The organism is Collinsella aerofaciens ATCC 25986 (assembly GCF_010509075.1).
GTDB classification, from domain to species: domain Bacteria; phylum Actinomycetota; class Coriobacteriia; order Coriobacteriales; family Coriobacteriaceae; genus Collinsella; species Collinsella aerofaciens.
On the sequence record NZ_CP048433.1, the window covers coordinates 1743041 to 1762655 of the forward strand.

At 59.9% G+C, this 19615-nt stretch carries 18 protein-coding genes and 5 tRNA genes; 19 read left to right on the top strand and 4 right to left on the bottom strand.

The window, feature by feature from the left end:
• The first annotated feature begins 265 nt into the window (after positions 1-265).
• From GXM19_RS07855 to typA, 7 genes are all read left to right on the top strand, one after another.
• A tRNA-Ile gene (locus GXM19_RS07855) sits at positions 266-342 on the top strand.
• Between the two features lie 67 nt (positions 343-409).
• Positions 410-485: transfer RNA gene (locus GXM19_RS07860), tRNA-Ala, on the top strand.
• 4 nt (positions 486-489) lie between these two features.
• Positions 490-566, top strand: a tRNA-Ile gene (locus GXM19_RS07865).
• Between the two features lie 158 nt (positions 567-724).
• Positions 725-1225, top strand: a complete 501-nt coding sequence (locus GXM19_RS07870) for a bifunctional nuclease family protein (RefSeq protein ID WP_006235839.1) — start codon at positions 725-727, stop codon at positions 1223-1225.
• 18 nt (positions 1226-1243) lie between these two features.
• Positions 1244-1615 carry a hypothetical protein gene (locus GXM19_RS07875; protein ID WP_147293023.1) on the top strand — a complete coding sequence of 124 codons (372 nt, stop codon included), beginning with the start codon at positions 1244-1246 and terminating at the stop codon, positions 1613-1615.
• Between the two features lie 30 nt (positions 1616-1645).
• Positions 1646-2095, top strand: a complete 450-nt coding sequence (locus tag GXM19_RS07880) for a hypothetical protein (RefSeq protein WP_040359688.1) — start codon at positions 1646-1648, stop codon at positions 2093-2095.
• A 117-nt stretch (positions 2096-2212) separates the two neighbouring features.
• Positions 2213-4051, top strand: coding sequence for a translational GTPase TypA (typA, locus tag GXM19_RS07885; protein WP_006235837.1), 1839 nt, complete (start codon positions 2213-2215; stop codon positions 4049-4051).
• A gap of 127 nt (positions 4052-4178) precedes the next feature.
• Here typA and GXM19_RS07890 read toward each other — a convergent pair whose 3' ends face one another.
• Positions 4179-5324 (bottom strand): DUF8173 domain-containing protein, encoded by a 1146-nt coding sequence (locus GXM19_RS07890; protein WP_006235835.1) that lies wholly within the window; start codon positions 5322-5324, stop codon positions 4179-4181.
• A gap of 107 nt (positions 5325-5431) precedes the next feature.
• The gene (locus GXM19_RS07895; protein ID WP_239057610.1) at positions 5432-6121 is read right to left on the bottom strand and encodes a trimeric intracellular cation channel family protein; all 690 of its coding nucleotides are present in this window, start codon (positions 6119-6121) and stop codon (positions 5432-5434) included.
• 304 nt (positions 6122-6425) lie between these two features.
• On the opposite strand from GXM19_RS07895, the gene GXM19_RS07900 reads away from it, so the two are divergent.
• Positions 6426-7433, top strand: a complete 1008-nt coding sequence (locus GXM19_RS07900; protein WP_006235833.1) for a PDDEXK family nuclease — start codon at positions 6426-6428, stop codon at positions 7431-7433.
• Between the two features lie 160 nt (positions 7434-7593).
• Here the strand turns inward: GXM19_RS07900 and GXM19_RS07905 are convergent.
• Together GXM19_RS07905 and GXM19_RS07910 are read right to left on the bottom strand one after the other, a co-directional pair.
• A tRNA-Ser gene (locus tag GXM19_RS07905) sits at positions 7594-7684 on the bottom strand.
• A 48-nt stretch (positions 7685-7732) separates the two neighbouring features.
• A tRNA-Ser gene (locus GXM19_RS07910) sits at positions 7733-7823 on the bottom strand.
• 504 nt (positions 7824-8327) lie between these two features.
• On the opposite strand from GXM19_RS07910, the gene rpsF reads away from it, so the two are divergent.
• From rpsF to carA, 11 genes are all read left to right on the top strand, one after another.
• Complete coding sequence (rpsF, locus tag GXM19_RS07915; RefSeq protein WP_006235831.1) at positions 8328-8621, top strand: 30S ribosomal protein S6; 294 nt, start codon at positions 8328-8330, stop codon at positions 8619-8621.
• A gap of 48 nt (positions 8622-8669) precedes the next feature.
• On the top strand, positions 8670-9122 hold the full coding sequence (locus GXM19_RS07920; RefSeq protein ID WP_006235830.1) for a single-stranded DNA-binding protein: 453 nt from the start codon (positions 8670-8672) through the stop codon (positions 9120-9122).
• Between the two features lie 72 nt (positions 9123-9194).
• Positions 9195-9461, top strand: a complete 267-nt coding sequence (rpsR, locus tag GXM19_RS07925; RefSeq protein ID WP_006235829.1) for a 30S ribosomal protein S18 — start codon at positions 9195-9197, stop codon at positions 9459-9461.
• Positions 9462-9476: 15 nt separating this feature from the next.
• Complete coding sequence (gene rplI, locus GXM19_RS07930) at positions 9477-9992, top strand: 50S ribosomal protein L9 (RefSeq protein WP_006235828.1); 516 nt, start codon at positions 9477-9479, stop codon at positions 9990-9992.
• Between the two features lie 219 nt (positions 9993-10211).
• Complete coding sequence (gene dnaB / locus GXM19_RS07935) at positions 10212-11609, top strand: replicative DNA helicase (protein WP_006235827.1); 1398 nt, start codon at positions 10212-10214, stop codon at positions 11607-11609.
• Positions 11610-11702: 93 nt separating this feature from the next.
• A complete protein-coding gene (locus GXM19_RS07940; protein WP_006235826.1) occupies positions 11703-12989 on the top strand; it encodes an adenylosuccinate synthase in 1287 nt (428 codons plus the stop codon).
• Positions 12990-13107: 118 nt separating this feature from the next.
• The gene (gene purD, locus GXM19_RS07945) at positions 13108-14412 is read left to right on the top strand and encodes a phosphoribosylamine--glycine ligase (RefSeq protein ID WP_040359685.1); all 1305 of its coding nucleotides are present in this window, start codon (positions 13108-13110) and stop codon (positions 14410-14412) included.
• A gap of 21 nt (positions 14413-14433) precedes the next feature.
• A complete protein-coding gene (locus tag GXM19_RS07950) occupies positions 14434-15129 on the top strand; it encodes an NUDIX domain-containing protein (RefSeq protein ID WP_006235824.1) in 696 nt (231 codons plus the stop codon).
• 80 nt (positions 15130-15209) lie between these two features.
• Positions 15210-16982, top strand: coding sequence for an ABC transporter ATP-binding protein (locus GXM19_RS07955; protein ID WP_006235823.1), 1773 nt, complete (start codon positions 15210-15212; stop codon positions 16980-16982).
• A gap of 19 nt (positions 16983-17001) precedes the next feature.
• Positions 17002-17967 (top strand): hypothetical protein, encoded by a 966-nt coding sequence (locus GXM19_RS07960; RefSeq protein ID WP_006235822.1) that lies wholly within the window; start codon positions 17002-17004, stop codon positions 17965-17967.
• 207 nt (positions 17968-18174) lie between these two features.
• The gene (gene carA / locus GXM19_RS07965) at positions 18175-19614 is read left to right on the top strand and encodes a glutamine-hydrolyzing carbamoyl-phosphate synthase small subunit (RefSeq protein WP_006235821.1); all 1440 of its coding nucleotides are present in this window, start codon (positions 18175-18177) and stop codon (positions 19612-19614) included.
• The last annotated feature ends 1 nt before the right edge of the window (position 19615 follow it).

Sequence of the window (19615 nt, forward strand, 5' to 3'; positions counted from 1 at the left end):
ATCGGCGGTCGGCGCACCTGCGCGCCGACCGCTTTTTTGAAAACCTAGGGACCCGCGTTCGCCCCGGCCGCCCGGCGGCATATGAAGTCGATCGCGAGTTCCGCACGAGCCGGAGAGCACTTAATGTGCTCTCCGTGCGAGTCAGGACTGTCCGAGCAGGCGACTTCATATGCCGCCGGGCGGCCGGGGCGAACCCCTCCCAAAGATTTTCAAAAAAGTTGTTGACGCGCGCGTAACGACTCGTCTAATATATCCCTTGCGCGATGGACCTGTAGCTCAGTTGGTTAGAGCGTCCGGCTGATAACCGGGAGGTCACAAGTTCGAATCTTGTCAGGTCCACCACTTTCTTTCGCAATAAACACCCCAGCGAGAGCCGAGTCGCCGCTGGGGTGTTTATTACTGTCTCCGTGGGGGTTTAGCTCAGCTGGGAGAGCGCGGGCTTTGCAAGCCTGAGGTCAGGGGTTCGATCCCCCTAACCTCCACCATGATGGACCTGTAGCTCAGTTGGTTAGAGCGTCCGGCTGATAACCGGGAGGTCACAAGTTCGAATCTTGTCAGGTCCACCATCAAAACTGTGAAGAGCCCTGGGGCGTTGCCTCGGGGCTTTTTTCTTGTCTGCGATAAATCTCATTTTGGTTTTGTGTGCTGTGCGAAAGATTGGGTAGTATAGCTATTCAATGCGGCGGGCTGCCGCGTGTTAACCGCTACGTACCGGAGGTGTTCCATGGTTCGTGTCGACATAGAGACCATCGTCATGGCCGCCGGTCCCGTGCCATCGCTTATTGTGCTTCGTGAGCGCAGCAGCAAATCGGACTCGCCCGCGCCGCTGCGTTCCCTTTCCATTCAGACTGGTTCGTTTGAAGCTGCTGCCATTAGCCGTGGCATCGATAGCGGCCGCGCCGAGCGCCCGATTACCCATGACCTGTTGCTCGATACTGTTGGCGCCCTGGGCGCCAAACTCGAGCGCATCGAGATCGTTCGCGCCGAGCCGCCGGTGTTCTACGCGACAATCGTCGTACTGGCCGATGGCGAGGAGCGCAAGATCGACGCCCGCCCCAGCGATGCCATTGCCCTTGCCGTGCGCAGCAATGCTCCCATGTTTGTGGAGGATGACATCATGAATCGCCTGGGCACTGTTTCTACCCGCGCCGAGGAAGTCGACGACGAGCAGGAGTTCGAGAAGTTCGACGAGTTCGTCCATACGCTCTCCCCCGATGATTTCTAAATGCGGGGCGTTCAGGTTGTGGAGCGTTCGCTGATGGCCGGCGGCATGTCGGCCGAGGCAGCGGCTATCGCGCGCGAGGCCCAGATGCGCTCTGAGGCTTCTGAGGCGGCGCGCATTGCCTATGTGACGCAGGCCCGCACGCTTCGCGAACGCCGCGGCTCGTTTATCAAGATGGTTGTCATCTCCGCCCTTGTCGCGGCAATCTGTTCGCGCCTTCGTGGTACAGTTGGTGCGCTTGGGTTTTCGATCTCTACGGGCCTGGTGATCTGGGGTGTGGTCGACGCGGTAATGCTGACCAGTCAGATCAAGGTGCTCGACAAGCGCGCGATGGATATGATGCGCGCCCGCGACGCTGCCGCCAAGATCGCCGCCGAGGCACAGGAACTGTAACGACGCCGGACTCGATGGGAAGGTCTAAAGATGGCACAGGATATGCAGGACGCCGGTAACGTCTCCGCCGAGCTCGACGCCATGGTGTGTGACCTGATTGGTGCGTTCTTGGACGACCTTGCCGCCGGCGAGAATCCGGGCGTAGTTGTGGCGATTGAGGACGCTGCTTCCAACCGATATCTGGCGGCGCTCGACGAGGACGGCGAAGAGGCGTGCCTCGAGGCGGCCACCAACTTTATCTCCGAACACAAGATGGGTCTTAAGGACGAGGGCCTGGGCCGTATCGCCCGATATGCCATCGGCTACACCGGCTGCGTCGAGGTTGACGGCGGCTATCACGATGCTCTGCTCGTGAGCTTCTTCGAAACCACGCTCGAGAGCGGTTTTTCGGCATATGTGCTGTATGAGGGCATGGGCGCCGGCGATGGTTTTATGTGGAGCGACCCTGAACCTGCAGGTGAGGAAACCCCTCTCATCTAAAATCGCTAAAATAAACGAGTTTTCGGTAAAAGGCTCAATATTCCCGCCGAGCGTTGCATTGCTGGGTGGGTCGCATACGCGTGCCGGTTGTATATAGATAGAAGATAGGGGAACTACATGCGCGTAGACAATCTGAGGAACATCGCCATCATCGCTCACGTCGACCACGGCAAGACGACGATGGTCGACAAGCTCCTGCGTGCCACGGACGCCTTCCGTGCCAACCAGCAGGTCGAGGACCGCGTCCTGGATTCCAACGACCAGGAGCGCGAGCGCGGCATTACGATTCTCGCCAAGAACATCTCTATCGAGTACAAGGACGTCAAGATCAACGTCATCGACACCCCGGGCCACGCCGACTTCGGCGGCGAGGTCGAGCGCGTGCTGCGTATGGCCGACGGCGCCCTGCTGCTGGTGGACGCCTTTGAGGGCCCCATGCCCCAGACCCGCTTCGTGCTGCGCCACGCTATCGACACCGGCCTTAAGATCATGATCGTCATCAACAAGATCGACCGTCCGGGTGCTAACCCCGAGAAGGCCTACAACGACTGCCTGGACCTCATGGCCGACCTGGGCGCCACCGACGACCAGCTTGAGTTCGCCATGGAGCACGTGGTCTACGCCAGCGCCATGAATGGCTTTGCCCGCCTTGACCCCAACGACGGCAATATGGACATGTACCCGCTGCTCGATATGATCATCGACGACATGCCCGCGCCCGAGGTTGACGAGAACGCCCCGCTGGCTATGCAGTGCGTGACCATCGACCACTCCAACTTCGTTGGCCGCATCGGCATCGGTCGCGTGTACTCCGGCACCATCCATCAGGGCGACCAGATTCTGGTTGTGAAGAACGACGGCTCCAGCGCCACCGCCACCGTCAAGCAGCTCTTTACCTTCGACTACCTGGGCCGTACCGAGTGCCAGGAAGTCGGCGCCGGCGATATCGCTGCCGTCGTGGGCATCGACCGCACCGATATCGGCGATGTCTACACCGATCCTGAGAACCCCGTCGAGCTCGAGCCCATCGAGATCGACCCGCCGACCCTGTCCATCGTCTTCGAGGCTTCGACCTCCCCGCTCGTCGGTCGCGACGGAGACATCGTGGGCGCCCGTCAGCTCAAGGAGCGCCTGTTCAACGAGGCCGAGAACAACGTGACCATGAAGATCGAGGAACTCGAGGACAAGAGCGGCGTCGAGGTCTCGGGCCGCGGCATTCTGCACCTGTCCGTTCTGATGGAGTCCATGCGCCGCGAGGGCTTTGAGTTCCAGGTCGGCCGTCCCCGCGTTCTGTTTAAGAAGGACGAGAACGGCAACAAGATGGAGCCTGTCGAGCAGGCCGTCGTCGAGTGCCCGGACGAGTACTCGGGCAAGGTCGTTGAGGTCTTTGGCACTTCCGGTGGCATCATGACGAGCATGGATACCTCGGGCATCGTGACGCACCTTGAGTTCAAGATTCCGACGCGTGGCATCATGGGCCTTAAGAACCGCATCATGAACGTCACCCACGGCGAGGGCGTGTTCTACCACACCTTCCTGGAGTACGGCCCCTATGCCGGCGAGATCGGCAACCGTCAGAACGGCGCCATGATCTCCATGACCACCGAGAAGGCCGTTGCCTACGCTCTGGGTACGCTGCAGGAGCGCGGCCAGCTGTTCGTTGAGCCGGGCACCGAGTGCTACGAGGGCATGATCGTGGGCGAGCGCAGCAAGGCCGGCGACATGGTCGTCAACATCGCCCGTACCAAGAACCTGGGCAACCAGCGTTCCTCGACCTCCGATATCTCCGTCCAGCTGGTGCCGCCCCGCACCTTCTCGCTGGAGGAGGCGCTGGAGTACATCGCCGACGATGAGCTGGTGGAGATCACTCCCAAGAACATCCGCCTGCGCAAGCGTCTGCTCAACGCCACCGACCGCAAGAAGGCTGCCGTCCGCGCCGGCCAGGTCAACAAATAAGCGCTGGGCTTTATAGCGTCTAACGAGAAAGGGTGTCGACCGCGATGGTCGGCGCCCTTTTTGGTGCAGGGGGCAGGTTCGTTTGCGCCGCCACAAAGGTGCTTGGCATCTTTGTGGCGGTTAGCTGCTAAGCGGTGGGGAGTCCCGGCGTGTTAGTCGGCTGCTGCGGCTTGAGGCGGGCGTTGCGCCAGATGATCTGGATGATGTAGCCGAGCATAAAGACAAAGGCCACGCCGCTGATGAAGCCGCCTACGAGGGGAAGCCCTGTGAGGGCGCCTGCGGCGATGCCACCCACGGCTGCCATGGCGTAGCGGTTTTGGCTGTGTCTGACCATGCGGGCGATCGCGCACCCCGCAAAGGCGTTCGACACCAATGCGATGCCGATAACGCCGCACATGAGGGCTCCGGCAAGCGATAGACCAGCGATGGAGATAATCAGCAGTAGGACGGCGGGGACGATAGCAATCGTGCCCAGAAGACCGCTCACCCACAGGGGCGTGGGGCGCTGGTGGAGCATGCCGGCGGCGCTGGCGGTCGCGCGCGGAAAGACGAGCTCGAGTAGCAGGGCGACAAAGCAGGTGGAAAGCGCCGCGGCGACGGTGCCGCCGATGACATCGTTAACGGTGGAAGTATCCTCGTTTTCGGTGCGGTCGATCTTGAGCGCGCCGACCTCGGCTCCCGCGGCGCGCTCGGGGTCCTCGGAGACATGCGCGTTCACGGTGCCGGTGATGTGGGCGTTCTTGCCCAGGATGAGCTTGTCGGCCCAAACCTCGACATCGCCATCGACGGTACCATCGATGGTCACCGTATCGCCCGCAAGCGCTGCCGACTTGGTAGAGCCGCGCAGGGCAACCGTCTCGCCTATCGCATAGAAACAGTTGGCGGTGCTGTCGGCGTTGAGAACAACGTGCTGGCCAGCGACGGTTATGCTGCCATCAACCGTGGTTTGGGCGATATCAATTGTGCGCGCCGCAAGACGAACGGCGCCGCCTACCGTGCAGTCGCGAATTGAGAGGGTATCGCCCGCGGCGATGATATCGCGGCCGATGGACGCATCGTCCAAGTTGAGGGCCTGACCTGTCCAGTACAGGTCACCCTCGACGCCAGACGGATCGACGTCATTGTCGGTCGCAAGTATGTTTCCTGCGGTGTCCGTGCCGGCAAATGACGCCGTGGGAAGAGCGATGAGCGCGAGCGCGATGAGTGTGAATGCCATAAGCAGGCAGCGACGCATCTTGTGTGACGGCGCCGCCGCGGTTTGATTGAAAGCCATGGTTGATCCTTTTGTTAGGTGTTCGGCATATACCTAACAGGGTACCCAACGTGCGGGCGCTCTAAAAGAACCTCTCGGTTGCATTTCGAAGGATGAGCCCGCGCTACCTACTTTTTGCGATGCAAAAAGCGCGCGATGTCTTCTTCGGTGGGGCTTTTGATGTCAAAGCGCAGCGAGAGCCAGCGCAGACCCATGGTCACGACAACGCATACGATCAGCGCGGCGACATTGCTCATGATGCCGCTCATAACGAGACACACGTAGCTTGTCGATCCGGCGATGGCAGCGATGGCATAAAAGTTAGTACGTTGGAAAATGCCCGGAACCACGCCCATAAAGCCGTCGCGCAACATGCCGCCGCCCACCGCGGTAAAAAAGCCCATCATGATGCACACCGCCGGTGCAAAGCCGTAGACCAGCGCCTTGTCCGCTCCGGTGGCGGCATAGATGCCGACCGAGATGATGTCGAGCAGGGGAATGAGTTTTTCGGGTTTGTCGACGATTGCCGGGAAAATGTAGATGATGGCTGCCGTGGCGATGGAAAGCGGCAGTGCCATCGGCTGGTTGAGGATGTAGACGTTGCCCACCTGCAGCGTCATATCGCGCAAGAGACCGCCGCCCAGACCGCAGACCACCGCGAGCGCGACCGCGCCCACCAGGTCGAGCTTGTGCTCGCGCGCAACCAGTACACCCGAGATCGATGCAGCGACAACAGCGAACATCTCGAGCCAAAACGGAATAGCGACCATGGCATCCGATGCATGTGAGGTAATGGTCATGGCGGCGACGACGGGCAAGATGGGGTCCTTTGGGTTACGGATTTTGACAATGCCCGTACATAGTACATGTTCGGCGCCGATTGCGACCCTATTGCTCGGCAAACGGTCGGGACTGGGTGGGGGCATGGCGTTGCTGGAATGCCAGGGGTCCAGAACATGTACGTCACCCTCCAAAAACGACATTTTCCGACATCTTTGGAGGCTGACGTACATGTTTGGATTGAGCTCACAGCATGAGTGAGTTGATTTACTCACATCCGGTATATTTCCCCACTTCAACGGACATAAGAGTTGGATACCGGCTCAGAGCGAGAGGCCCTCAATGGATACCCCTGTTCTCATTTCGCATAAAACCGCATGGCTTGTCCATCATGCACCCCAGAATTTGGTTCAGTCTCTTGCGCGGCACGACTACCAGATAGGCGCACAAGGCATCTCCACCCAGCAACGTGTTGCGCGCATACGACAGGCCCTTACCGACTGCGGCATTCCGTCCGATATGCTTAAGACTATCGATATCGCGGTTGTATTCGAATTTGAGCGAATTCGTACCAAAGGCGTCGTTTGCCACATTCTTGGACAAAATCTTCCCTACGAGCATATTAACGAGTTGACGCCCGGAATCTTCATCACCGACGAAGCCTTCGCCTTCGTGCTCGCTGCCGAGTGGATGGATAGGATCGAATATCTCGAATATGGCTATGAAGTTTGCGGCGATTATCGCATGAGGCTCAATCCCGCCGACCCTTATACCGAGCAACCAGCCACCACCTCCAAGGATGAAATAACCGAACTGCTCGATCGGCACCCCGGCAAACCCGGTGCCACACGTGCACGGCTCGCGCTCAGGCACATCTACGATCGCTCGGCCTCGCCTATGGAGACCGCTTCGGCAATCGCCCTCTCGCTCCCAACAAGCGAAGGCGGCGTTGGCATCCGAGGTGTCGAACTCAACAAACCGTTCGAGATCCCTCAACGTCTCTGGCATTGCGCCAAAGCTCGAACGCTCAAAATCGATGCGCTCGTGACCTATAAGCGCAGGGCGCTCGGTATCGAATATAAGGGCGGTTTTCACGATGAGCTCGAGCGCAAGGGAGCAGATGCGGAGCGAGAGGCCGTTCTCTCCCAAATGGGATATCGAATCGTTACGCTCACTTCGGCTCAGTTCGGCAGCCAGCTCGCCTTTCACCGCGCCATGAACAACATTCGCGAAGCACTCGGCATGCCTCGCTGTACCGACACCGGGTACCAGAGAAAACAAAACGAACTACGCAAGGCACTTATCCGCAACTGGAAAAGCATACGAGACGAGGAGGCACCTTCCGAATAGCGCCGCTCCCGTGAGCTCAATCCAAACGTGTACGTCAGCCTCCAAAGATGTCGAAAAATGTCGTTTTTTGAGGCTGACGTACATGTTTGGGGAAGCGTGGGATCGAGACGTATTTCGATAACAAAAAAGCTCCCATTCTCGGGAGCTTTCTCAATCTAAATGGCGGAGGAGGAGGGATTCGAACCCTCGTGACCTTATACAGGCCAAACGGTTTTCGAGACCGCCGCATTCAACCACTCTGCCACCCCTCCGCGTGGGGTAAAAACAAAGCAGGCTCGAAGGCCTGCTTTGGAATTAACTGGCGGAGAGTCAGGGATTTGAACCCTGGAGACGCTTTTGACGCCTACACGATTTCCAATCGTGCTCCTTCGGCCACTCGGACAACTCTCCGTTAAATGCGAAAGTCAGTATACACGAGGAATCGCAAAGTGCAAACAGAAAAGTTGGCATTTTTTAAAACGCTTGGCCGCGCCTGGCGTTGCAGTGGGGTTTGAGATGCCAAAAAACGGCTTCCGACCGGCGTGGTTGATCAACTCAATTGTTCAAAAGGGGTATTCATAAGCGACTTGGCAATGAATTTAAAAATCTTTGGGTGGTACTGTGGACCACTGGTATGCATTTTGCGACCACAGCCTTGTGCCCGTTGACCTGCGGCTTGGCTCAGCTTGTCCCCGCGGCATCGTATCTTGTCCACAAATCCGTCAAGCTCTTGGTCGGCATTTGGTTGGAATGCGCATGAAACGTCGTGCGAGTATGGACATATGTGGAGGTCATGAGGTTGTAGCTGCATATTCTTGCGGCATGGGAGGTTGAAAGATATTATTACCAAGTCTTTTCCTGCTTCAGGCGCACCTTCACGACCTGAAGCCACATTTGCCCAGAGGAGGTGACAATATGAAGGCTTATGAACTGCTGTTCTTTGTTGACCCGTCGCTCGACCCCGAGACTCGTCTCGCTGTTATGAAGCGTATCGATACCACGATCGCTGAGGGCGCTGGCAAGGTCGACTCCGTTGACGAGTGGGGCAAGCGCAAGCTCGCCTACGAGATCAACGACCTCACCGATGGTGACTACACCCTCATCAACTTCCACGCAGATCCTACCCAGATCGCCGAGCTTGATCGCGTCCTGCGCATCACCGACGCTGTGGTCCGCCACATGATCGTCCGTCGCGACGACCAGGAGTAAGACTGTCGTTTTGGATTGGGCTTGTGCCCCAAGAGGAAGTAGTGAGTTATGAGCATCAATCGAGTGAACATCACCGGTAACCTCACCCGCGATCCCGAGCTGCGCGCCACCGCCGGCGGAACCCAGGTTCTGTCCTTTGGCGTCGCCGTCAACGATCGTCGCCGTAACGCGCAGACTGGCGAGTGGGAGGACTATCCCAACTTTGTCGACTGCACCATGTTCGGCACCCGCGCCGAGGCCGTGAGCCGTTTCCTGGCAAAGGGAAACAAGGTCGCGATCGAGGGCAAGCTGCGCTACAGCTCTTGGGAGCGCGACGGCCAGCGCCGGAGCAAGCTTGAGGTCATCGTCGATGAGATCGAGTTTATGAGCTCCCGTGGTGGCCAGGGTGGCTACGATCAGGGCGGTTACGCCCCCGCAGCTCCCGCGCCCGCAGCACGTCCTGCCGCACCGGTGGCTACGCCGCCCGCGGTCGACGTCTACGATGAGGACATCCCGTTCTAAGGGTTGTTCACCTATTTTTGAGTGAGAGGCGGCTTCGGTTCGCCGAAGTTGCCAAATGAAAGGTATTTTGACATGGCTAATGATTTTTCTGCACGTCAGCCGCGTCGTAAGTACTGCCAGTTCTGCAAGGAGAACACTGAGTTCATCGACTATAAGGACACTCAGCTTCTCCGTAAGTACATGACCGACCGTGGCAAGATCAAGCCCCGTCGCGTCACTGGCGCTTGCACGCAGCATCAGCATGACATCGCCAACGCCATCAAGCGCGCCCGCGAGATGGCTCTCCTGCCGTACACCGTCCCCGTGGTTTCCTCTCGTGGCAACCGCGACCGCGGCTAAGAAGGGAGACGCATCATGAAGGTTATTCTTCTCGATGAGATCAAGGGCAAGGGCGGCGAGGGTGACGTCGTAGAGGTCGCTCAGGGTTACGCTGAGAACTTCCTGTTCCCCAAGAAGCTCGCTGTTGCCGCCACCAAGGGCAACCTCAAGCAGCTTGACGAGCGTCGCAACAACATCGCCAAGCGCGAGGCCGTCCGTCTGGCTACCGCCAACGAGACCAAGGCTGCCTTCGAGGGCAAGACGGTCACCGTTGACGTCAAGGTCGGCGACGAGGGCATCCTCTTTGGCTCCGTTACCGCCGCTATGATCGCTGACGCCATCAAGGCTCAGCTCGGTATGGACATCGACCGCAAGCGCGTCGAGCTCGGTAAGCCCATCAAGGTTGCCGGTGCCCACACCGTTGCCATCTCGCTGTACCGCGAGATCAAGGCCGAGGTTGTCGTTCTCGTCGGCGTTACCGCCGAGGAGCTCGCTGCCGAGGCTGAGGTCGAGGAGGCCGCCGAGGTCGAGACTGAGGCTGCTGCCGAGTAGCATTTGCTGCAACGCAACAATCTTGTTCTAAGAAGGGCGCTCTGGGAAACCAGGGCGCCCTTTTGTTTTTTTGCGCTGAGTGAGTGTCATGGTGAACGTTGCGTCGAAGTCCTATATACAGGACCGTTCATCCGTTTGGTTCGGTGATGATTGGCGGCGCGCGGCGCGTTTTGGGACCGTAGCTGATACTATGGATGCTCGCAAGCGATATGAATAAGGATGCTCATGGCATATGACGATAGGGAGACCGGGCTGACGGTCGAGGACCGCGGCTCAAAGTTGGGTCTTCCCCAAAACCAAGATGCAGAGGCCAATGTGCTGGCCGCTATGCTGCTATCGCCCGAGGTGGTCGAAGAAGCCCAGGTCGAGCTGCAGCCCGATGACTTCTACCGGCCCATTCATAAGACCATCTATACCGCGATGGTCGATATGTACAACAGCCGCATTCCCATCGACTCCATCTCGCTGATCGATTACCTGCGAAGCATCAACAAGCTCGATGCCGTGGGCGGCGAAGCGTACATTTTGGAGTTGATGGGTCAGACCCTGTCGCTCGTCAACTGGCAGCATCATGCCGCCATCGTTCGCCGCGATTCGATGCTGCGTGAGCTGATCGGCGCCACCAACGAGATCAACGCGCTGGCATATAATGCCCCCACCGACACCAAAGAGGTTGTCGAGCTGGCCGAGAGCAAGCTGCTCAAGGTTACGGCGCGCGAGGTCAAGTCGAGTTACAAGACGTTGACCGAGTTTATGGTCGAGGCCTATAACGAGGCCGAGGAAGTGTGCCAGGCCGGTGGCCAGGCTGCGGGCGTGCCCACGGGCTTCCCGTCGCTCGACCGCATGCTCATGGGCTTCCGCGAGGGTCAGCTCATCATTATCGGCGCCCGTCCTGCTGTAGGTAAGACGTCGTTCGCTCTGAACCTGGCACTTAACGCTGCCGCTGCTGGTTATACCGTCGGCTTCTTCTCGCTGGAGATGTCGGGCAAGGAAATTGCCCAGCGTCTGATTTGCGCCTACGCCATGATCTCGATCAGTGACTTCCGCATGGGCCGTATTAGCCCCGAACAGTGGGCCAATATCAACGAGGCCACGCAGACCTTGTCCAAGCTCGATATTCTGATTGACGATACGCCCGGCACCACAGTGACCGAGATTCGCGCCAAGAGCCGCCGTATGCTCCATAACAAGGAGAAGGCAATCATCATCCTGGACTACCTGCAGCTGGTGAGTCCTCCGCCGGGACGCCGCTCCGAGAGCCGTACCGTCGAGGTTTCGGAGATGTCGCGTGGTCTGAAGATCATGGCCAAGGAGCTCAAGATCCCGCTCATCGCGCTGTCGCAGCTCTCGCGTCAGGTCGAATCCCGTACCGGCAAGCGCCCGCAGCTTTCCGACCTTCGTGAATCGGGCTCCATCGAGCAGGACGCCGATATCGTCATGTTCTTGGACCGCTCCGCCGACGAGGCCGAAGCCTCGCGCGACGATCGACCCGACGAGGGCGTTACGCGTATCGTCGTGGCCAAGAACCGTTCGGGCCCGATCGGCGACGTCGACCTGATGTTCCTGCCGGCATCCACCAAGTTCTATGAGCTTGATGGGGCACATGCCGAGGAGTAGGACAGGCGCCCGTTGCACGGGTATACTGGGAATGTTTTGTGCTTCTGCGTGCCGGCATGGCGCGTAGACAGTCCATGAATGTGAGGAGTAAACATGCCGTCAACCGTTTTGGTCGGTGCCCAGTGGGGCGATGAGGGCAAGGGTAAGATCTGCGACCTGGTCGCCGGCGACTTTGATGCCGTCGTGCGCTATTCGGGCGGCAACAACGCCGGCCACACCATCGTCGTCAACGGCAAGAAGTACGGCCTGCACCAGGTGCCCTCCGGCATCATGTATTCTGACCACGTGTCGGTGATCGGTAACGGCTGCGTCGTCAACCCCAAGGTTGTCCTTGAGGAGATCGACATGTTCGAGGCCGACGGCATCACCACCAAGAACCTCAAGATTAGCGGCAACGCGCATGTCATCATGCCGTACCACATTGATCTGGATGGCGCCTTTGAGCAGAAGCTCGGCAAGAAGAACATCGGTACCACCAAGCGCGGCATCGGCCCGTGCTATCAGGACAAGATGGCCCGCATTGGCCTGCGCATGCAGGACATGCTGGACGAGGCGCTGTTCCGCGACAAGCTGGAGACCGCTCTCGCCCGCGTGAACCCCGAGCTCGAGCTCATCTACAACCTGCCCACCTACACCGTGGATCAGATTTGTGACGAGTACCTGCCGATGGCCGAGCGCCTGCGTCCCTACATCACCGAGACGAGCCTGCTGCTCAACAACATGATCGACGAGGGCAAGGACCTGCTGTTTGAGGGCGCCCAGGCGACGCTGCTCGACATCGACCACGGCACCTATCCGTACGTGACGTCTTCCAACTGCACCGCCGGCGGCGCCATCACCGGCTCCGGCGTCGGTATGAAGAATGTCGACCGCGTGCTGGGCGTCATGAAGGCCTATATCACCCGCGTTGGTTCGGGTCCCATGCCCACCGAGCTTTCCTATGAGTCCGAGGCCGGTCACACGCTGACTGAGGAGGGCTACGAGTACGGCGTGACCACCGGTCGCCGTCGTCGCTGCGGCTGGTTCGACGGCCCCATCGCCAACTACGCCTCGCGCGTCAACGGCCTTACCGATATCGCCATGACCAAGCTCGACGTGCTTTCGGCCTTCGACACCATTAAGGTGTGCGTTGCCTATGACGTCGATGGCGAGCGTTACACGAGCGTGCCCGAGCACCAGGTGCGCTTTGAGCATGCCAAGCCCATCTACGAGGAGCTTCCTGGCTGGAAGTGCGATATCACCGGCTGCCGCAGCTTTGAGGAGCTGCCGCAGGAGGCTCAGGACTACGTGGCGTTTATCGAGGATCTGGCACACACCCGCGTGACGTTCATTGGCGTTGGTGCCGGTCGCGAGCAGATCATCAACCGATTCTGGAAGTAATCGGGACTATTTGGTTATTGCGATATACCCCTTTGCAGCCCGGGTGGGCGGCCGAGGGGTATATTTGCTTGCAAGGGGCTCGCGCGGAGCGGGCCATTCATCCATAGAGGAGGCACCCTTGAAGGCGGACACTCAAACCATCGACATCCTGTTGTTGGGCAGCGGCGGCCGTGAGCATGCTTTGGCAGCCAAGCTCGCAGCATCACCGCGCGCCGGCAAGCTCTACATCGCGCCGGGCAACGGCGGCACCGCGAGCTGCGGCGAGAACGTTGTTCTCGACGACTGCGATCCTGCGGCCGTGGCGGCGTTTGCGCAGAGCCACGGATGCGGACTCGTGGTAATTGGCCCCGAGGCTCCGCTCGTGGCGGGCGTGGCCGACGCCGTGCGCGCGGCGGGTATTCCCTGCTTTGGCCCGGGTGCCGAGGGCGCCCAGATGGAGGGCTCCAAGCTGTTCTCCAAGCAGCTCATGGAGCGTGCGGGCATTCCGACGGCAGCCTACGGCTCGTTTACCGACGAGGCTTCGGCTCTCGCCTACGTACGCGAGCAAGGCGCCCCGCTGGTCGTCAAGGCCGACGGCCTTGCCGCAGGCAAGGGCGTTATCGTGGCGACCGAACTTGAGCAGGCCGAGGAGGCCGTGCGCGAGTGCTTTGGCGGCACCTTTGGCGATGCCGGCAACACCGTGGTTATCGAGGAGATGCTCGTTGGTCCCGAGTGCTCGCTGCTGGCCTTTACCGACGGCAAGACCGTGCGCCCCATGGCCACCTCGCAGGACCACAAGCGCGCGCTTGAGGGCGACCTTGGTCCCAACACCGGCGGCATGGGCGTCTACAGCCCGGTGCCCATCGTGACTGACGAGGAGCACGCCACCATGGTGAAGGTCATGGAGCAGACCGTGGCCGAGCTCGCTGCCGAGGGTATCGACTACCGCGGCTGCCTGTACGGCGGCTTTATGCTCACGCCTGCCGGCCCCAAGGTGCTGGAGTTCAATGCCCGCTTTGGCGACCCCGAGACGCAGGTCGTGCTGCCGCGCCTTAAGAACGACCTGGTCGAGGTCATGCTCGCCTGCGCCAACTGCGAGCTCGATCAGATTGAGCTCGACTGGCGCGGCGAGTGGGCCGTGGCCGTTGTCCTGACGAGCGCGGGCTATCCCGGCAGCTACGAGAAGGGCAAGGTCATCACCGGTATCGCCGATGCCGAGGCCATGGAGAACGTGACCGTGTACCACGCGGGCACTGCCGTGGTGGACGGCCAGCTCGTGACCAATGGTGGCCGCGTGCTTGCCGTGACCGCTCTGGGCGACACGTTCGAGAACGCTCGCAACCTTGCCTACGAGGCCTGCGAGAAGATTGATTTTGAGGGCAAGACCCTGCGTCACGACATCGGCCTGCGCGCGCTGCGCGGCCGCGACGCCTGGGATGCCTAAAATCCGAGAGGAATGAGACGGATGGACGAGAAGAACGAAGAGCTCGTGGACGCGCAGATCGTCGAAGAGGACAGCCGCATGTATGGGCACGCCGAGGGCGAGCCTGGTGGCGAGGTCGCTGACGAGCCGGCGCTGGTGCTGGGCGACGACGACCCGCACGATACCGAGCTGCACGAGAAGATTCTTTCGGAGGAGTGCGCCTGGAAGGGCAAGATCCTCGACGTCCACCGTCTTGAGGTTGAGCTGCCCAACGGTCACCGCAGCGCCCGCGATATCGTTCGCCATCCGGGTGCGGCGGCCGTTGTAGCACTGACCGAGAGCGGCAAGATCATAGTGGTGCGTCAGTACCGCACCGCCATCGACCGCGTGACGGTCGAGATTCCCGCCGGCAAGCTCGATCCAGGCGAGGACCCGCTCGATTGCGCCAAGCGCGAACTGCATGAGGAGACGGGCTTTAGGGCTGGTCGTATTCGCTTTTTGACGTCGATTGTCACGTCCTGCGGTTTTTGCGATGAGATCATCCACATCTACTTGGCTACCAAGCTCGAGTTTGATGCGCCCAACCCCGATGATGACGAGTTTGTCAACGTGGACCTGGTGCCGCTGCACGAGCTGATCGACGCCGTGCTCGACGGCAAGATCGAAGACGCCAAGACCGTCGTAGGCGCCTTGGCCTGTGACAGCATCGCACACAGGCTGGGCGGAACTGAGCTTTAAAAGCGAGGGCGACCCTGGGGCAAACGCTACTGATTATTTGCCCCAGGGTCTTACGTTATTGTTTTATCTCCGAGGACTGCATGTTTAAGAGGTTTCTTTCGTATTACGAGCCCCAGATGGGGCTTTTTGTTACTGATACTGTTTGTGCTCTGGTGCTTGCCGCCATTGACCTGGCGTTCCCCATTATCCTGCGCAATTTGACCGGTGGGCTGTTTACTCAGGGTCAGGCTGCCATTATGCAGGCGCTCGGCATGATCGCGGTGGGCTTGGTGCTGATGTATGCCGCCCGCTGCGCCTGCCGTTATTTTGTGAGCTATTGGGGTCACGTGATGGGCGCGCGTATGGAGTCCAAAATGCGCGAGGACCTGTTCGACCAGTATGAGCGCTTTAGCTTTGCGTACTTCGACCGCAACAGCTCGGGCGACATGATGAGCCGCGTGGTCAACGACCTGTTCGATATCTGCGAGGCGGCGCACCACGTGCCCGAGTGGATCATCATCTGCGGCATCGAGATCATCGGCTCGTTTGTGATCCTCTTTACCATCGCCCCGGTGCTGGCGCTTGCCATGGCCGTGGTGACGGCGGCGTTTGCGGTCATCATGTTTTGGCAGAACATGCGCATGCGCGAGGTCTTTAGCGACAACCGCAAGAAGATCAGCGGCATTAATGCACAGCTGCAGGATTCTCTGGCGGGCATGCGCGTGGTCAAGAGCTTTGCCAACGAGGAGACCGAGCGTGCCAAGTTCCGTGCCTCTAACGACCGCTACCTTTTGTCCAAGGAGAACATGTATCACGCCATGGGCGTCTATACCGCGACGTATGGCCTGCTCTCGGGTGTGCTCTATGTGATCGTGGTGCTGCTGGGCGGCTGGCTGGTCGCCAAGGGACAGCTGCAGGCGGTCGATATGGCGACCTTTGCACTCTATATTTCGCTGTTCTGCACGCCGCTTGAGACGCTCGTCAATTCGGCCGAAACGTATCAGAAGGCTATCGCCGGCTTTAAACGTATGGACGAGGTGCTCTCGACCGCGCCGGATATCCAGGACAAGCCGGGCGCTACGGATCTGCAGGTGACTGCTGGCGCCGTGGAGTATCACGACGTGTGCTTTAACTACGAGGATGTCGAGCTGGGCGAGGGCTATGCCGACGAGCGTCCCGTTATCGACCATATGGACCTGTCCATCAAGCCCGGGCAGACCATCGCTTTGGTTGGCCCTTCGGGCGGCGGCAAGTCCACGACCTGTTCGCTGCTGCCGCGCTTTTATGACGTGGCTACCGGATCCATTAGCATCGACGGTCAGGACGTGCGCGATGTGACGCAGCAGAGCCTGCGCCGCGCCATCGGCCTGGTGCAGCAGGATGTCTATCTGTTTGACGGCACGATTGGCGAGAACATCGCCTACGGCAAGCCGGGCGCTACGGCAGAAGAGATCGCCGAGGCCGCCCGTCGCGCCAACATCGATGCCTTTATCGAGTCGCTTCCGCAGGGCTACGACACCGTGGTGGGCGAGCGCGGCAGCCGTCTTTCGGGCGGACAGAAGCAGCGCGTTGCCATCGCGCGCGTGTTTCTCAAGAACCCCAAGATCCTGATTTTGGACGAGGCGACGAGTGCTTTGGATAACGAGAGCGAGGAGGCGGTGCAGGAGTCACTCGAAGAGCTGGCACGCGGCCGCACCACGATTATCATCGCCCACCGTCTTTCGACCATTAAGCATGCCGATGAGATTGCGACCGTTGAGCATGGTCGCGTTGTGGAGCGTGGCACGCACGAGGAGCTTCTCGCCCGTGGCGGCACCTATGCCCGTTACTATCGAATGCAGTTCGAAGGTGCGCGTGCGCACGAGCTCGACTGATTGATATGACAGGAAGTTTATGGCTGACAAGAACCCTTTGACTCCGGAAGAAGTGACGGAGTTATTCTCCGAAATCGATGCATCCGGCGTCTTGGATCCCACGCTCGCCAAAAAGCGTACCGAGCGCATGCGTGAGAAGGAGGCTGCGGCCAAGCGCGGTGACAAAGCGGCGCTAGCGCAGCTGCGCAGCGAGGACCGCGCGAGCCAGGCAAAACATATCGACCCGCTGTCCGAGGACGATCCTTCGGGCTCGCAGGTGAGCCATACCATTACGAAGACCGCGATGGCCGTGGTCATCGGTATTTTGGTGCTGATCGTGGGCATGCAGATTGGCTACGGCGTGATGCGTCGTCTGAACACCGCCAACCTGTCCGAGAGCGTTTCGGTCGATACCGTTTCGACGGCGCTGAAGGGCGGCCTTGAGTGGGGCAACGGCTTTACGCAGTTCCCGCTCGACTTTACCGTCGATGAAGCCGATGAGCGTACGGGCACGGTCGAGGTGACGGTGTTGGACACATCGTCTGCCAACGAGCTCGAGCTGCTGTCCAACGGGCAGATCCAGGCCGCGGCGCTTGCGACCAACGCGCTGCTCAACGATAAGATCGACCGCGTGGTGTATAACGTTCACGCCTATATCGACGAGGATAGCAACATTCAGCACGATTCCTTCTTTGGCATGTTCCCCGCGCGGGGCCACCAGAGCGCCATTTTGACGTTCGTGTGGACCAAGAGCTCATCCAACGCCACGAGTATCGACTGGAAGATGCGCATCGTGAGTATGGATGACACCATCGCCGAGCGCATTCAGAAGCAGGTGAACTCGGTGTCGTCGTTGATTGAGGATCCGGTGGTGAGCCAGACCAAGATTGACGAGGAAAAGGCCGAGCGTGACCTGGAGCATCGTCTGCATGGCCGCGAGATTTTCCGCGGCGGCAAGCCCGATCGCACACCGTCCGAACTGCTGGAACAGGACAAGAAAAAGTAAGACGCCATCATCCCGCGTGAGCCATAAGCCCCGCGGGATGATTTTTTAATCCCCGTCCCAGAGAAATCATTATGCATAGAAAGTCATAATTATCATTTCGTAAACATTTCGATGAAATTAACGCCATGAGGCATGCTTGCGGTTACAATACCGCGAGGCCTAACTACACACCTTTAAGCCGGTCCTGTGAGACCGGGAAGGAGAATTATGGCGAACAACCATACCGCGGGCGCTGCCGCCCGCACCTTCGCGCCCAGCGAGCTTTGCCAGCGTATGCTGGCCAAAACCAGCAAGGGCACCTGCGGTCCCTGCATCCTGTATCTTGAGGATGGGACCATTTTTTATGGACGTGCATGCGGCGCCGAGGGCACCGCGACCGGCGAAGTCTGCTTCAACACCTCACTCGAGGGCTACTTTGAGGTCATGACCGACCCGAGTTATGCCGGCCAAATCGTAACCATGACCTATCCGCAGATCGGCAACTACGGTATCGACGAGACCGACGTCCAGTCGGCCTTCCCCGGCGACGCCGTGCGCCCTGCGAGCGCTCCGGCTATGCGCGGCATGATCGTTCGCGACATGTGCACCACGCCTTCTAACTGGCGCTCGGCCGTCAGCGTGCCGGAGTATCTGCGCGCCCACGGCATCGTCGCTATCGAGGGCGTCGACACCCGCGCTCTGGTGCGCCATCTGCGCGACAATGGTTCCAAGATGGGCATTATCTCGACCGAGATCTTCGACGTCGACGAGCTTGCCGAGCGTCTGGCCGCAGCGCCCACGCTGGTAGGCGAGAACCTGGTCAAGACCGTAAGTTGCCCCGCGCCTCATGAGTTTGTGGCTGCCGACCTGCCTGCCACGCATGACTTTGCGCTTTCGGCTGCCGCTCCTGCCCGTCACAAAGTGGTCGCCTACGACTGCGGTGTGAAGCGCGGCATTCTGGAGGGGCTGGTCCGCGCCGGCTGCGACCTTACCGTCGTGCCGTGGGACACGCCCGCGAGTGAGGTGCTCGACATGAATCCCGACGGCGTCTTTTTGTCCAATGGCCCCGGCGACCCCGACGCCGTGGTGGAGACCTACGAGCAGGTGCAGCAGCTGATCGGCAAGGTGCCGGTCTTTGGTATTTGTCTTGGTCACCAGATGATCAGCCTGGCCTGCGGCGCCCAGATGGAAAAGCTTAAGTTCGGTCACCGCGGTGGCAACCAGCCGGTTATGAACCTGGTAAGCCGCCGTGTGGAGATCACCGCGCAAAACCATGGCTTTGGCCTGCTGTTCCCCAGCTTGGGCAAGCTTGTCCCCGAGCTTTCCGGCGGCGAGACCGAGCATGCGGCCGATGGAGATCTGCGCGTCTGGGTGCGCCGCGGAATCGCGCCGGTCGTGATGAACGAGCGCTTTGGCCGCATTCGCCTAACACATGTGAACCTCAACGACGGCACCGCCGAGGGCATCCAGCTGCTCGACGCCCCGTGCTTCTCGGTCCAGTATCACCCCGAGGCCTCGCCTGGCCCCACCGATGCCCACTATCTCTTTACCGCCTTTACGCGACTCATGGACGGCGAGGAGAACTACCTGGACATCGACACCGCGAAGGACCGCCTGGCTGGCTGGAACTTTGCCGAGACCGCCGCGACCGAGACCGAGGAGAACTAAC

What these genes read in the sequence shown, in the direction of transcription:
- GXM19_RS07870 (WP_006235839.1), top strand. Translation starts at nt 725, where the DNA reads ATGGTTCGTGTCGACATAGAGACCATCGTCATGGCCGCCGGTCCCGTG.
- GXM19_RS07880 (WP_040359688.1), top strand. Translation starts at nt 1,646, where the DNA reads ATGGCACAGGATATGCAGGACGCCGGTAACGTCTCCGCCGAGCTCGAC.
- typA (WP_006235837.1), top strand. Translation starts at nt 2,213, where the DNA reads ATGCGCGTAGACAATCTGAGGAACATCGCCATCATCGCTCACGTCGAC.
- GXM19_RS07890 (WP_006235835.1), bottom strand. Translation starts at nt 5,324, where the DNA reads ATGGCTTTCAATCAAACCGCGGCGGCGCCGTCACACAAGATGCGTCGC.
- GXM19_RS07900 (WP_006235833.1), top strand. Translation starts at nt 6,426, where the DNA reads ATGGATACCCCTGTTCTCATTTCGCATAAAACCGCATGGCTTGTCCAT.
- rpsF (WP_006235831.1), top strand. Translation starts at nt 8,328, where the DNA reads ATGAAGGCTTATGAACTGCTGTTCTTTGTTGACCCGTCGCTCGACCCC.
- GXM19_RS07920 (WP_006235830.1), top strand. Translation starts at nt 8,670, where the DNA reads ATGAGCATCAATCGAGTGAACATCACCGGTAACCTCACCCGCGATCCC.
- rpsR (WP_006235829.1), top strand. Translation starts at nt 9,195, where the DNA reads ATGGCTAATGATTTTTCTGCACGTCAGCCGCGTCGTAAGTACTGCCAG.
- rplI (WP_006235828.1), top strand. Translation starts at nt 9,477, where the DNA reads ATGAAGGTTATTCTTCTCGATGAGATCAAGGGCAAGGGCGGCGAGGGT.
- dnaB (WP_006235827.1), top strand. Translation starts at nt 10,212, where the DNA reads ATGCTCATGGCATATGACGATAGGGAGACCGGGCTGACGGTCGAGGAC.
- GXM19_RS07940 (WP_006235826.1), top strand. Translation starts at nt 11,703, where the DNA reads ATGCCGTCAACCGTTTTGGTCGGTGCCCAGTGGGGCGATGAGGGCAAG.
- GXM19_RS07950 (WP_006235824.1), top strand. Translation starts at nt 14,434, where the DNA reads ATGGACGAGAAGAACGAAGAGCTCGTGGACGCGCAGATCGTCGAAGAG.
- GXM19_RS07955 (WP_006235823.1), top strand. Translation starts at nt 15,210, where the DNA reads ATGTTTAAGAGGTTTCTTTCGTATTACGAGCCCCAGATGGGGCTTTTT.
- GXM19_RS07960 (WP_006235822.1), top strand. Translation starts at nt 17,002, where the DNA reads ATGGCTGACAAGAACCCTTTGACTCCGGAAGAAGTGACGGAGTTATTC.
- carA (WP_006235821.1), top strand. Translation starts at nt 18,175, where the DNA reads ATGGCGAACAACCATACCGCGGGCGCTGCCGCCCGCACCTTCGCGCCC.